Raw genomic sequence first — 14,390 nt, forward strand, 5'->3', positions numbered from 1 at the left:
CTAAGTCATGACCTGACTTTTAGTAATAGCATCTTTGATAGACATAAAAATTGAATTATATTCTTTCTTTTTTAGCTGCGATGAACATTTTTTCCACCTCACCAAACATCCAGTTCATTATGTGTCCCGCACCTTTATCCCGTCGCTTCACTAATCCCATTTCAATGGTGAGTGAATCCGATATGTGATAACAGCTTAACTCAATTATCTCGCCTGTATACCAATCTGAATGGGCAATATGCTCCGGTACTAAGGCCCAACCTAAACCACGGGCAACGAGAGAAGTAATATAATAATAGCTGTCCACGTGCCAACAATTAGCTGAAATAGGTTTACCTGTGGTTTCTAAGTCACAAATAACAAATTGTTTATACATGTTTAATTGTGAAATATTTGGCACTGGTATTGACGCTAACGGATGTTTCGGTGCAACAATTAGAGATTGATGAAAACTATCAATGGTAAAGAACTCTAAACTGTCACTCAGTTGTTCACCCAAGAACAAAATACCTAAATCAGCCTTTCCTATTTCAACCCACTGTGCAATATCGTCTCGGGTTCCATTTAAGATAGTCAGTTTTAATAATGGAAATTGGTGAGCGGTTTTATCAAAGAAATCTTCGAAAATAGAGATAGGTACAGCTTCGTCAATAGCGATTGTTAGCGACAATTCATCATCAGTCATTACCGACATAGCTCTAGCATTTAAACGCTCACATTGTGCTATAACGGCATTGGCTTCAATATACATTTGTTCGCCCTGCTCTGTCAGCACAGGTAAACGCCCAGATCTATCAAATAATTTAAAACCTAAATCAATTTCCAAGTTAGCTATAGCACTGCTTATCCTTGACTGCGCTTTTCCTAAAGAACGGGCAGCAGCAGAAAATGAACCTAAATTCACGGCAGTAACAAATGCTTGTAATTGCTCTATAGACCAATTCATATTCATACTCTTAATTGAATCATTAACAATCTATCCGTTTAGCGGATAGTAACCAACTTTAGTCTATCTTATATGGTGCGATAATGATGCTTCATTCTCAACAAGCCTTAAAAAAATGTCGTTAATCATATCTCAAAAAGTTAACCCTAATAATGTGAAGCAACATTATTGGAAATATGCCATTCCATCGATTAGCGCAATGCTAGTCAGTGGCTTATATCAAATCATCGACGGTATCTTCGTTGGCCATTACATTGGTTTCGAGGGGCTTGCTGGGATCAACCTCGCTTGGCCAATTATCAGCGGTATTATTGGTGTTGGCATGATGATAGGCATGGGTGCAGGCAGCTTATTATCGATCAGCCGTGGCGAGAATAACCCTATAAAATCAAAACGCATTTTAAATAATGCCATCGCCCTGCTCATTGGCTTTAGCATAATGGCTGCGCTGTTCATTCAATTTTTTGCTAAAGACTTATTGTTATTACAAAAAGCTGAAGGTGAGAACTTATCTATGGCAATGGCCTATATAGACGTTTTTGTTTATGGCGCATTTTTTACAACCGCGGCTACTGCAATACCACTGTTAATTCGTAATGATGAAAACCCGGCTATCGCGACACAACTTATGGTGCTAGGTGCCTGTGTAAATATCATATTGGATTACCTGCTGATTGTCCTTTACCCAATGGGCTTGCATGGTGCTGCGTTGGCTACCATGATTTCTCAAACCTTAGTCGTGATATTAGGCGGCTGTTATTTTATGTCGAGTAAATCGAATACTAAATTACAATTTTCTTTGAATGTCATTAACGTTAAGACTATGGGTTCTATAATGGCATTGGGCTTATCCAGTTTGTTTATGTTCATGTATTTTAGCTTTATTATTGCCTTACATAACTACTCATTCATGGTTTACGGCTCGGCTGTGCATGTCGCCGCCTTCGCGATTATCGGCTATATCGCCACAATGTTTTATCTCATAGCAGAAGGGATTGCTGGGGGTATGCAGCCACCGGTAAGTTATTATTACGGCAAAAAACAAATAGCCAACATCAAAACAACGGTGATTCTTGCGACAAAAGTCGTTTGTATTTTCGCACTGTTATTGGTTGTAGTATTAAACTTGTTTCCTAGCAATGTGCTGCAGCTGTTCAGTCATGGCGATGGCGCATTAATGGCTGAAGCTTTAATCGGAATTCGATTACATCTGTTTGCGTTAATCTTGGACGGTATTATCTTTGTGGCCACAGTGTATTTTATGGCCGTTAATCAAGGCCGTAAATCCTTAACCATTTCGATAAGTAATATGCTGATCCAACTTCCATTTTTGATGCTTTTGCCGTTGATGATTGGGGTCAATGGTATTTGGCTGGCTGTGCCACTTTCCAATATAAGCTTATGTCTTTTACTGATGCCGATGGTATTTAATGAACTAAAACGCATTAAAAAGATCGACGAACAACACCAGCCTGTAGCGGTAGTACACCAAAGTCCCCAAACAACGAGTGTGCACGCGTAAGCGCTGTGCAAATATACAAAAGGACTGCAAATGCAGTCCTTTTTAGTTTATTCGATTGTAGACTGTAGGCCTAAATCATTAAGGGCTTAACCGTAGGTGTAACTTGCACCAAGGCCTAATGGGAAACCAATTGACCAATAGATCAATAACCAAGCGCTCCAAATAGACAACAATGCCAAGCTAAATGGCAGCATCATAGAAATTAACGTACCAATGCCTATGCCTTTCACATAACGTTGACAGTAAACTACCACCAACGGGAAGTATGGCATCAATGGGGTAATGATATTAGAGCTTGAATCGCCCACTCGGTAAGCGGCTTGGGATAAATCTGGGCTAATATTGAGCTGCATCAACATAGGAACCAGTACCGGCCCAATCAGTGCCCATTTAGCCGACGATGAACCAACAAATAGGTTAACGAAACCAACTAAAATTACCATGCCAATAACGGTAACTTCAGCAGGCAAGTTCATGGCTTTTAAGCCGCCTGCGCCTTCTACCGCAATTAACGCACCAAGGTTTGACGCTGAAAATGCAGCGACAAACTGGGCACAGAAAAACGCCATTACAATATAGTGCGCCATGCCACTCATTGATTTTGACATCGCCTGCACCACATCGGCTGAACTTTTAAAGGTGCCAGTCATAAAGCCATAAACCAAACCTGGCAATACAAAGAAGATAAAGATTAACGGCACAATTGATTGCATCAATGGCGCACTAAAACTGGTTAACGAACCACTAGCATCGCGTAAGGTTGATGTTTCAGGAATAGTTAATGAGAAAAAGCCAACTATCGCGGCCAACATCACCGCCGATGCCACTCTAAATGCATTTATTTCTTTAGAAGTAACCTCTTCCATTGCTGGTAAATCAACTTCTTCACGCTTTACTTTATGGCTACGATTAAGTCTTGGCTCAAGAATTTTATCGGTTAAATACCAAATTGTTAAGGTAATTGGGATACATGATGAAGCTGCAAAGAACCAATTATTGAGTGGGTTGACTTGAATATCAGGATCGACAATTTGCGCTGCCGACTGAGTAAAGCTTTGTAATAGTGGGTCAATTCCTGAGGGAATAAAGTTGGCGCAAAAACCGCCTGATACCCCTGCAAACGCCGCGGCAATACCAGCTAATGGATGGCGACCAACAGTAAAAAATATCACCCCAGCAAGTGGGATAACGACCACATAACCCGCATCAGTTGCGGTATGAGAAATAATCCCCACTAACACAACCGCTGGTGTTAAAAACTTTGCCGGGGTTATTTTTAGCATTTGTTTAAGTGCTGTATTAATAAAGCCTGATTGCTCAGCAACACCTACACCTAACATGGCCACAAGAACAACACCTAGCGGTGCAAATGCTGTAAACGTGGTTACCATTGAGGTTAGAAAGTGAGTTAACGCTTCCGCACTCAATAAATTATTAACCACAATTGGACTATCTGTTCTAGGATCAATCGCCTCAAAATTCACACCCGACAATAAAGCTGAGATTCCCCATACTGCAAACATCAAAATTAAGAATAGCATTGCAGGATCTGGTAATTTATTACCCACTCGCTCAATACCATCTAATGCTCTTCCTAAAAAGCCGGGTGCTTTTTCTGAAGACTCACTTGTAGTTGTCATTTTAGCCCTACCTTCATTGATACCTTAATCCATTAGCAAAGCATAAATGCCATCAACATTTATCGCTAGTGGATAGAGGTTATATCTATTTTTGAATTTTTGTATTTTTCAGTTTATTAAACCAACCTTTAAGCAAACTTAAAAAAAGAGCCACAATGCTTATAAAAAAAGCATCAAACACAATATTCAGAACTTTATTCCGCAGTTTAGATATATTGACAATTACAGCACTACTAAAAAAAACAGGCAAACCCAAGGTGGCAACATAACAAACAACCCATTAACATCAGTAACTTGCGGTATTTTTTATTATAAAAACACTCATCACTCAGGGTCTAAATCTGTTAACCTTTAATAAAAATAGTTACTATAAAATGAGTTGTTGAGGGCACATGAGTCAATCAAAAGACAAATACAGTATTAATAATACTGACTACGAAGTGGGACAAGATAATATCCAGAAATGGGGTTTTGATATCCACAATCCTGTTTTTGGTATCAGTGCAGGCTTAATCGCTGTTTTTCTAATTGCATTACTTTCAGTCGATGCAAGCACTGCAAAAGCAGCACTCGATGGCGTTAAATGGAAAATAATCAATAATTTTGATGTGCTTTTCATGTGGTCTGCAAACTTTTTCTTACTATTTTGTATCGCCTTAATTATTTCTCCCTTTAGAAAAATCCGCCTTGGTGGCAATGACGCAGTACCCGAATATTCCATATTTTCATGGATGGCGATGCTATTTGCAGCAGGAATGGGCATTGGGCTGATGTTTTGGGGCTTAGCAGAACCTGCAGCTCATTATACTGGTTGGTTTGAAACGCCCGGTGGTGTCGAGCCATTTACTGATGAAGCCATTAAAGCTTCTCTAGGTGCTACCATGTTCCATTGGGGTCTACACCCATGGGCAATATATGCGGTAGTAGCATTATCAATGGCCTTCTTCACATTCAATAAAGGCTTACCCCTGTCTATGCGCTCTGCGTTCTACCCTATTTTAGGTGATAGAACTTGGGGTTGGTTTGGTCATATCATTGATATATTGGCAGTGCTTGCCACTCTGTTTGGTTTAGCAACATCACTAGGCTTGGGCGCTCAACAAGCTGCCAGTGGTATAAGTCATGTATTTGGGATCAGTAATGGCATTTCAACTCAACTTATTATTGTTGCATTTGTTACTTCATTAGCCATATTTTCAGTGATTCGCGGTATGCACGGCGGCGTTAAAGTTCTCAGCAATATTAATTTACTGGCAGCTTTTGCTTTATTGTTATTTATCATAATAATGACTTTTTCCGTCACTCTGACCTATTTACCGATTACTATCATGGGCTATATTGAAAATATTATTCCATTAAGCAATCCACATGGTCGAGAAGACGAAGCTTGGATGCATGGCTGGACAGTATTTTACTGGGCGTGGTGGATATCTTGGTCACCATGTGTGGGGATGTTTATTGCACGTATTTCTCGCGGTAGAACAGTAAAAGAATTCCTACTTGGCGTACTATTGATACCAACAGCGATTACTATTTTTTGGATGGCAACATTTGGCGGCAATGCTATTGATCAAATCATCAATCAAGTCGGTGAATTAGGTGCCAATGGGCTAACAGATATCACGCTAGCGTTATTTCAGGCTTTTGACGTAATGCCAATGACTTCGATAATTTCGATTCTTTCAATCATATTGATCATGGTGTTCTTTATTACTTCATCTGACTCGGCTTCACTGGTCATAGACAGTATTACATCCGGTGGTAAGATTGATGCACCAGTGCCACAACGTATCTTTTGGGCAACCACAGAAGGCGCTATTGCAGCGGTATTATTGTATGTTGGTGGTACAGAAGCGATACAAGCCCTTCAAGCGGGCGCTATATCCACAGGACTCCCTTTCACCATTATCTTACTGACAATGTGTGTAAGCTTAACAATGGGTTTGAAATCGGAAATGGATATTAACCAGAAAAACTACGCTAAGTAATAATTGTAGTTCTAATTAAAATTCCATTAAGTAGAATATAAAACCAGCAAAATACTATTAAAAATAGATTTGCTGGTTTTTTTTGCATTAAAGCTGACTATTATTTCACCGGTTAAGGTTTTTCGACATTAACGCCTTTACTACTTGCTCGAGTAATAAAAAACTTCATTGATACATCGCCAGTATTAAATATGCCGTGTAAGTCCCAGGGGGAAACATACAATACATCGCCAGTTTTTGCAGGTGTTTCTACGCCGTTTAACGTCCAAATACCCGAGCCTTCTACAATGTATAAATACTCCTCTTCAGCATGTTGGTGAGGCGGATGAATTTCGTTGTTAGGTTCTATAATTGCCAAACCCACAATTGTATCCTTGGTGCCTATTGTTTCGCCGTAAAAATAGGTGTAGAAATCACTACCATCGTAAGCTGTCTTATGGGTGTTTTCAAAGTTAACAATACTAGATTGAATATGACTATTTGATTCATTATTTAAAGCGTTAGTTTCATTCGAATCTGTATTTTTTACAAAGGCACACGACGTCAGAAAAGTTATAGATATCGAAATAATTAAGTAAAATCCCGATACTTTTGCCATTTTTGACAGATTATTTTTCATAGCTTGTTCCTTATCGTAAATAAATTGCCAACTTTAACTTAAGCACTTTCATAAAAAAGTACTCAGCCGGCTACCTATTTATCTGATCCAATAGCCCCTTCACCAACTTGTTAAATTTTCAGGTATTAATATAACCAGAGACACATATATTCTTATCTGTGATTCAGATTAACTTATCAATTTTAGGTATATTGCATTGTCATTATTAAGCTATTTATCATTATTAAAAATAGCATCGAGCTTAATGAGTTCAACTGAATTTAATTCGGGTGATCCACCCTGCATACCAGAACCTGAGGCAATCCATAGGTAGCCATTTGCTTCGATAACACCACTCCCGTGTCTTCCTTGAATTAAAGAAGGCTTTTTAAGCCATTGTTTTGATTGGCTATCAAATAAGTGAACTTCTTCATGAGCTTTATTGGGATCGGCACTTTCTCCCCCGACTACTATCAATTTATTTTGATGAGCGAATATTGCAATGCCAGCTCGTGGGATTGGTAATTCGTTTCGCACTACTTGCCATTGATTAGTCTCGATATTAAATACATCAAGTTTGCCTTCAACTAACTCAAAGACTTGATTGTGCTTGCCTAGAGTTCTTCGTCCCCCTGCAACATAAATATGATTATTTATTAGCGCAGCTTGAGCATGGTCTCGCGCGTGTGGGGCATCATTTAGAATAGTCCAGGTATTGGTCATAAAGTCATAGCGATCAACCCAGTTAACATTGCCATCTAGGTGACCGTTAGTAATACCGCCAATAAGGTAAAGGGAATCGTTTTTAACAACAGCAACGGCACTACCTCTTAACCTTGCTGGTGGAATAGCAGGACCTTTTTCCCATTTGTTTTCATTGGGGTAAAAATAATAAATATTTTCAACTGGCGTCTCAGCGGGATAAGCTCCAGTTAACGCCCCTGCAATAACAATTTTGTTTTTCCATACACTTGGTTGAAAGTGATGTAGCTCTATGGGGGATTCTTGTAAAGGGCGCCACATTAACAAATTAGGGTCAAACTCATCAACGGCTTTTATTCCTCTGCCACCAATTAAATAACCCTTATCTTCAAATTTGATAAAGCCCGCTTCGTGGCGTGCAGAGAAAGAGTTCGACGTTGCTATTTGCTGCCAAGTGGTTGTGGCTGTTGCGTTAAGTACAACAAATAGTGAAACAAATAGTGAAACAAACAAGGCCACCAAAGAAAGGGGGGAATGGGTAATTTTCATGGCTATTTCTCTAAAAGCGTTTTGTTATACTTAGTAAAAAACGCCGCTACCGTTGGTGTGTCTTGAATATCTAATATATAAGTGACTTCAACTAAATCAGAAAAGTCAGTACCGCCAGCTGAAATCGCCTTGTTATCGTAGCGCCCATTAATACCATTATATTTTGTACATATTTCATTGGCCTGTTTCCAAACTTTTGCTGACAAAAGCTTGGTATCTTCAAGATTTTTACTTGAGTAGGATTGATTGTTAAATCCTGGGGTACCGTTTCCTTCTTTGTTACCGTCAGCAATTCTTATGTAAGTGGTGTTTTGCTTAACGTAATTTAATGCATCCACGCTAGTTTCTTGTTCATTCCAATCGGCGTGTTGCACTACGATTATTTGATCTTTGGAAAATGAGATATTGAATTCACTAAGTGCTACTAATATTTCTTGAGTAAAATCACTTTGCCCTGCCTCTACCATCCAAACATTGCCACCTAAAGATAATGTTTTGTTTATCTTTTTGATGCTTCTATAGATAGAGTTTTGTCTGTCGTTATGTGCATCTGTCCAGTTTTGCTTGAACACCATATCGAATAGGTTATTTGCCGGTACATAGGCGCCTGCTTGTATGCCGTAAGTGCCGCTAATAGCGTAGTAATTCAAGTTTTCATATTCCTTTGATTGCAGTAATAAATCGAATGCTGCAATGGTATGAACATCATCAACATCCGTTTTAAGATCAAAGTTTAAAAGTAGTAAGTCTTTGTCTATGTCGAACTTTTGTTCCGTGGCAGCGCCATTAAATGATAAAAATAGCGCCATGATGAACAAGAGAGATTGAGTTATGTATTTCATGTAGAGCCTCATGGTTATTTATTATGTTTAGACAAACATTAAGTTATTTTTTTCTATCAAAAGCATTGATTTTTCGACTGTTAGCGAACTTAAACAGCAGGTACAGCTAGAAAGAATAAAGTTATGCTAGCTGTTTTTTTAGTGAACAAATTGACTATCAAAATATCAACCCATCAACAGTTATGGTTATACTGACCATTACCATAACGTCTTAACGATACGATATTCAACAACTTTTTATTAACAACTTTATCACCCAAGATTTAACCATTGAAAAATCTACTCTTTATTGCCTTAAACTAATGTATTTAGACTGGAGTGTTATGCTTAATGCGGTCACCTAATTAGATGTGAATTTTCAAAGCTCTAGTGGTCAAAAAATATTGGCAAACCTCAGCAAGATTAGCAATCTATACATTGGTACCCCTCCTTTAAACATTAAATAATTAGCGACTTACTTAGCAGAACTACAATGTGTCACCTATGCTTTAGATAATCTGAATATAAATCTGTAGGTTGTACATGACTGTGAGAAAAAGCATCCCCAAGGTTGCCGATACTGTTTTAGTTGATGGTCATTACATAGTTGAGCAACGATCTTATGTTGAGCGCCGCAAAAACAAATCGGCTATCGTTCGTTATGACCGCAGAAAACAGCGAGACCCACGTTTACCGCAATTTAAATCTATTGACGAGGTAGTGTGACTTCAATAGCCGATAGGTCTAAATAATCATTTCAACAACCATCCTCTAAAGACCAAATACCATGTCACCAAATCAAATTATCATTGTCATAATCTTATTCGTTACTATGGCGCTTTTTTTATGGGGGCGCTGGCGTCATGACTTAGTCGCTATGTCTGCCTTGCTTGTTTGTGTATTCACAGGTCTAGTCCCAAGCAGTGAAGCTTTTACAAGTTTCAGTCACCCAGCAGTCATCACTGTGGCCGGTGTGCTGGTATTAGGCTATGGCCTGCAACGCTCCGGTGCTGTCGATATATTGGCAAAGTACTTATTACCAGCTCAAGCGGGACCAACCTTGAGTATACTGGCGCTGATCAGTTTGGCGGCCTTGCTATCAGGGTTTATGAATAATGTAGGCGCCCTTGCATTACTAATGCCTATTGCGATTCAAATGGCTGCTAAATATGACTTACCTGCAGGGAAAGTATTAATGCCACTGGCATTTGGTTCAATTTTAGGCGGGATGACAACTTTAATTGGTACGCCAACAAATATCGTCGTTTCTGGATTTCGTGAATCCAGCGGATTAGGTAGTTTTACCATGTTTGACTTTTCGCCAGTAGGTGTTTGTATTGCTCTGGCTGGAATCGTGTTTGTCGGTTTATTTGGCTGGCATATCGTACCCAGTCGCAAACAATCTTCATCTGGCAGTTTTGATACCGGTAATTACTTCTGTGAAGTTAATATTGTGGCTGGCAGTATTGCTGAAAAAATGAATCTGCGAGAAGTAGATAAATTGCTTGATGAGGCCGATGCTCAAATTATCAGCATGATCCGTCGCGAGGTACACCTCACGGCCCCAAATCCAAATAGAGTGCTACAAACTGGTGATATCCTGATCATAGAAGTCGAACCGGAATCTATCCCTAAAGCACTTTCTAGCCTAGGGCTAGAACTTGAACCAGAAAGCGCTATTACAGAAGAAGCGCAAACTGTAGCAGTGGTTGAAACTAAACTGCAAAAAAAAGGCGACGAATCAACACCAGAATCTGCTAAAGATGATAATGACACAAGTAAGCCTGCAGAAATTATCATGCAGGAGCTAGTCGTAATGCCAGGCACCACAATAGTTAATCGCTCGGTATCCGATATTGAATTACGTAACCGCTATGGTATCAATTTACTCGCCATTTCTCGCCAAGGCCACCGCTCAGTAAAACGTTTACGATCTACCCCGATAAAAGCCGGTGACGTATTATTACTTCAAGGTGATCCTGAATCTGTATCAGGTTTTGCATCTCAGTACGGCTGCTTACCTTTGGCGGCGCGTGATATTCGCGTCCCCAAAAAAGGACATGCACTAACTGCGTCACTGATCATGATAATTACCCTCATTACTGTAGCGTTCGGAATACTGCCAGCAGCGGTAGCATTTGTAGCAGGCGCCCTTGCCTTTACTTTATTTGGCTTAGTACCAATCCGCTCTATTTATACTTCAATCGACTGGCCTGTGATTGTTTTACTTGCGGCTTTACTGCCTGTTGCTAATGCTATGTACACAACTGGCACCGCAGATTTAATTGCCCAATTTTTACTGGATAATATTGCCCAGAGCCATGCCATTGGCGCATTATTTTTGGTGTTAATTGTGACCATGTTTTTATCTGATTTGATGAATAATGTCGCCACTGCAGCAGTCATGTGCCCGATCGGGATCAGTACTGCAGCCCAACTTGGGGTTAACCCTGATACATTCTTAATGGCCATAGCGATTGGGGCATCATGCGCGTTTTTAACGCCAATAGGTCATCAAAACAATACCCTGATCCTCGGTCCTGGTGGGTTTCGCTTTGGGGATTATTGGCGACTGGGTTTATTACTTGAACTTATTGTGGTGTCAGTGAGCATACCTATGCTGCTATGGGTGTGGCCATTTTAATCAACATTGCTGAATTTCTAATAGCTTCCACATAATGCATTCACAATGCTATATTTTATATCGCTTGTGATCAGCAATGGGCTTTTTAATAATCAGTTTTGACGTTTTGCCTTTAATCTTACCAAGGCAACACTTGACCGTTTGAATGTTTAAATACGCCAGTTTGACTCATATCAAGTTGCGTTATTAAACCTACAATACGCGCAGCTGATTCAGTTGCTGATATATCACCGCCATGATTTACCATATCTGTTTGTACATAACCTGGGTGATATATACCGACCGCAACCTCTTTTGATGCTAAGTCATGACTTAACGACATTGATGCAGCATTTAAAGCAGCCTTTGACATACGGTAACCATAACGACCACCTGAGGTATTATCTTCGATAGAGCCCATTCTTGAGGTTATCATCGCAACTTTACCACCAACATTTAGTTGTGATTGTAGCGCAGCAACAATACGCAACGGAGCCAGTGCGTTTACTTCAAACTGCTGGCGAATCGTATCTATGTTCAGATGAGCTAACTGCTCATCACGTAAAATACCCGCATTGCACACCAGTACGTCAATTAACACACCAGCAAGTGAGGTTTTCATATTATGAATCCCCTCATCGGTAGCCACATCAATTTGAGTTATCACGTTAATACCCAAATCGTCGAGCTCATCAGAAGTATGACGGCATAATCCAAACACTTTATAACCTTGCTGCTTGAATAGTTTTGCTAGTGCTAAACCAATACCGCGGTTTGCACCCGTAATAACAACGTTTTTTGACATAGGATAATCCTTAAACACTGAGCTCTGCATTGAAACAAACCTCAATAAGTAAACTTAGTAATTATATTTAATACAAATAGTGAATATTATCAGTAAACAAAAAAACCTAGCAAATTGCTAGGTTTTTTAATTAATACTCACCTTAAGCTTAAATCGCCATGGCCAGCTCAGCGCCTTGTCTAATAGCGCGTTTAGCATCTAATTCAGCGGCAACATCAACACCACCAATAAGGTGAACTGGTAACCCTGACGCTTTCATCTCATCGACTAATGTGCGGTTAGACTCTTGCCCTGCACATAAGACTACATTATCAACCGCAAGAATTTCTGACTGCTCACCGACTTTAATATGTAACCCTTGTTGGTCAAACTTTTCATAGCTAACACCGGTTTTCATATTCACTTGATGCTGCTTTAAAACACTACGATGGATCCAGCCGGTTGTTTTACCTAAACCTTTACCCATTTTAGTGGTTTTACGTTGCAGTAAATACACATCGCGACTTGGGTTATGCTCTGATTCGTCAGTTAAACCGCCAGCATGTTGATAGCTTTTATCAATACCCCATTGCTTTAACCACTTTTCAGGCTGTAATGTTGATGATTCCTTCTCGCACAGGAAATGCGCCATATCAAAACCAATACCGCCAGCACCGATTAACGCAACTTTATCACCAATCTCTACTTCACCTTTTAGCACTTGCTGATAATCAACCACTTTAGGATCATCAAATCCCGGTAAGGATAACGCCCGTGGGACAACCCCAGAGGCAATAATCACTTCATCAAACTTTTCAGTGGCTAATACTGCTGCATCTAAACGGGTGTTTAATCGTAATTCGACATTATGCAGCTTCATTTGATTTTTGAAATAACGAATGGTTTCGTGAAACTCTTCTTTACCTGGAATTTTACGCGCTAAGTTAAATTGGCCGCCCACTTCGTCTTTAGCTTCAAACAATACTACTTCATGGCCACGTGAAGCGGCATATACAGAAAACGCCATTCCAGCAGGGCCTGCGCCCATAACCGCAAGACGTTTTTTACCTGTGGTTGGGGTAAAATTAATCTCAGTTTCATAACATGCACGTGGATTAACTAAACAGGTAGCACGTTTCATTGAGAAGGTATGATCTAAACACGCTTGGTTACAACCAATACAGGTATTGATTAATTCACTTTGATCAGCTGCCGCTTTATTAACAAATTCAGCATCGGCTAAGAAAGGCCGCGCCATTGATACCATGTCAGCCTGACCCGATGCGATAATTGATTCACCAATTTCAGGGGTATTAATACGGTTAGTCGCAATTAATGGCACATTAACTTCTGATTTGAGTTTTTCAGTCACCCATGCAAAAGCGCCGCGCGGCACACTGGTGGCAATGGTAGGTACACGTGCTTCATGCCAACCGATGCCGGTATTGATGATGCTCACACCAGCACTTTCTAGCCATTTAGCCAGTTGCACTACTTCATCCCAGCTTGAGCCATTGTCGACTAAATCAAGCATAGAAAGCCTGAATATTATGATAAAATCGCTACCGACTTTGGCACGAATAGCATTAACAATTTCAACGGGGAATTTAGCACGCTGAGTAAAGTCACCGCCCCACTCGTCGGTACGTTTATTGGTACGCGAACTGATAAACTGATTAATTAAATAGCCTTCTGAGCCCATTACTTCAACACCGTCATAGCCCGCTTTTTTTGCAAGCGCAGCGCTAGATGCATAATCTTTAATGGTATTACGCACTTGTCTTGATGACATTGCTGACGGCGTAAAAGGGGTAATAGGTGATTTTATTTTGCTTGGCGCTAATGAAAATGGATGGTAGCTATAACGGCCTGCATGTAGAATTTGCATACAGATTTTGCCATCCGCTTCATGGACTGCATCGGTAACAATTTTATGTTTGCTTACTTGCCAAGGAAAACTTAATTGGCATGCATGAGGCGCTAGCCGACCTCTGAAATTTGGCGCTATGCCACCGGTGACAATTAAGCCACAGCCACCTGCTGCACGTTCTTTATAAAATGCAGCTAGTTTCTCAAATCCGCCCTTTTCTTCTTCTAGACCCGTATGCATTGAACCCATCAATACACGGTTTTTTAACTTGGTGAAGCCTAGATCTAAGGGTTCTAATAAATGTGGAAACGACATTCAAACATCCTTTTTAAACAAGTGATTTAAAC

The 14,390-nt window shown here is 40.0% G+C and carries 11 protein-coding genes; 4 read left to right on the forward strand and 7 right to left on the reverse strand.

Going from position 1 to position 14,390, the window contains the following annotated elements:
* Nucleotides 1-55: 55 nt before the first annotated feature.
* Nucleotides 56-946, reverse strand: a complete 891-nt coding sequence (locus tag AB4140_RS12895; RefSeq protein WP_102439812.1) for a LysR family transcriptional regulator — start codon at nucleotides 944-946, stop codon at nucleotides 56-58.
* Nucleotides 947-1,061: 115 nt separating this feature from the next.
* Between AB4140_RS12895 and AB4140_RS12900 the strand changes: the two genes are divergently transcribed.
* Entirely contained in the window at nucleotides 1,062-2,468 is a 1,407-nt protein-coding gene (locus AB4140_RS12900) for an MATE family efflux transporter (RefSeq protein WP_102439811.1), read from the forward strand.
* Nucleotides 2,469-2,554: 86 nt separating this feature from the next.
* On the opposite strand, the gene AB4140_RS12905 is transcribed toward AB4140_RS12900, so the two are convergent.
* Nucleotides 2,555-4,108 carry an AbgT family transporter gene (locus tag AB4140_RS12905; protein ID WP_372001204.1) on the reverse strand — a complete coding sequence of 518 codons (1,554 nt, stop codon included), beginning with the start codon at nucleotides 4,106-4,108 and terminating at the stop codon, nucleotides 2,555-2,557.
* 392 nt (nucleotides 4,109-4,500) lie between these two features.
* On the opposite strand from AB4140_RS12905, the gene AB4140_RS12910 reads away from it, so the two are divergent.
* A complete protein-coding gene (locus AB4140_RS12910; protein WP_102439809.1) occupies nucleotides 4,501-6,096 on the forward strand; it encodes a BCCT family transporter in 1,596 nt (531 codons plus the stop codon).
* Nucleotides 6,097-6,208: 112 nt separating this feature from the next.
* On the opposite strand, the gene AB4140_RS12915 is transcribed toward AB4140_RS12910, so the two are convergent.
* The 3 genes from AB4140_RS12915 to AB4140_RS12925 all read right to left on the reverse strand — a co-directional run bounded on the left by AB4140_RS12915 (nucleotide 6,209) and on the right by AB4140_RS12925 (nucleotide 8,787).
* Nucleotides 6,209-6,715 carry a cupin domain-containing protein gene (locus AB4140_RS12915; RefSeq protein WP_372001206.1) on the reverse strand — a complete coding sequence of 169 codons (507 nt, stop codon included), beginning with the start codon at nucleotides 6,713-6,715 and terminating at the stop codon, nucleotides 6,209-6,211.
* 210 nt (nucleotides 6,716-6,925) lie between these two features.
* The gene (locus AB4140_RS12920; protein WP_372001208.1) at nucleotides 6,926-7,945 is read right to left on the reverse strand and encodes a Kelch repeat-containing protein; all 1,020 of its coding nucleotides are present in this window, start codon (nucleotides 7,943-7,945) and stop codon (nucleotides 6,926-6,928) included.
* 2 nt (nucleotides 7,946-7,947) lie between these two features.
* Nucleotides 7,948-8,787 (reverse strand): hypothetical protein, encoded by an 840-nt coding sequence (locus AB4140_RS12925; protein WP_372001210.1) that lies wholly within the window; start codon nucleotides 8,785-8,787, stop codon nucleotides 7,948-7,950.
* A gap of 522 nt (nucleotides 8,788-9,309) precedes the next feature.
* On the opposite strand from AB4140_RS12925, the gene AB4140_RS12930 reads away from it, so the two are divergent.
* The gene (locus AB4140_RS12930) at nucleotides 9,310-9,492 is read left to right on the forward strand and encodes a hypothetical protein (protein ID WP_102439805.1); all 183 of its coding nucleotides are present in this window, start codon (nucleotides 9,310-9,312) and stop codon (nucleotides 9,490-9,492) included.
* 61 nt (nucleotides 9,493-9,553) lie between these two features.
* Nucleotides 9,554-11,410 (forward strand): SLC13 family permease, encoded by a 1,857-nt coding sequence (locus AB4140_RS12935; RefSeq protein WP_372001212.1) that lies wholly within the window; start codon nucleotides 9,554-9,556, stop codon nucleotides 11,408-11,410.
* 118 nt (nucleotides 11,411-11,528) lie between these two features.
* On the opposite strand, the gene AB4140_RS12940 is transcribed toward AB4140_RS12935, so the two are convergent.
* Complete coding sequence (locus AB4140_RS12940; RefSeq protein ID WP_102439803.1) at nucleotides 11,529-12,194, reverse strand: SDR family oxidoreductase; 666 nt, start codon at nucleotides 12,192-12,194, stop codon at nucleotides 11,529-11,531.
* A gap of 148 nt (nucleotides 12,195-12,342) precedes the next feature.
* On the reverse strand, nucleotides 12,343-14,358 hold the full coding sequence (locus tag AB4140_RS12945) for an FAD-dependent oxidoreductase (RefSeq protein WP_102476844.1): 2,016 nt from the start codon (nucleotides 14,356-14,358) through the stop codon (nucleotides 12,343-12,345).
* Nucleotides 14,359-14,390: the final 32 nt, after the last annotated feature.

The organism is Shewanella sp. 10N.286.51.B2 (genome assembly GCF_041469265.1).
Lineage (GTDB): Bacteria > Pseudomonadota > Gammaproteobacteria > Enterobacterales > Shewanellaceae > Shewanella.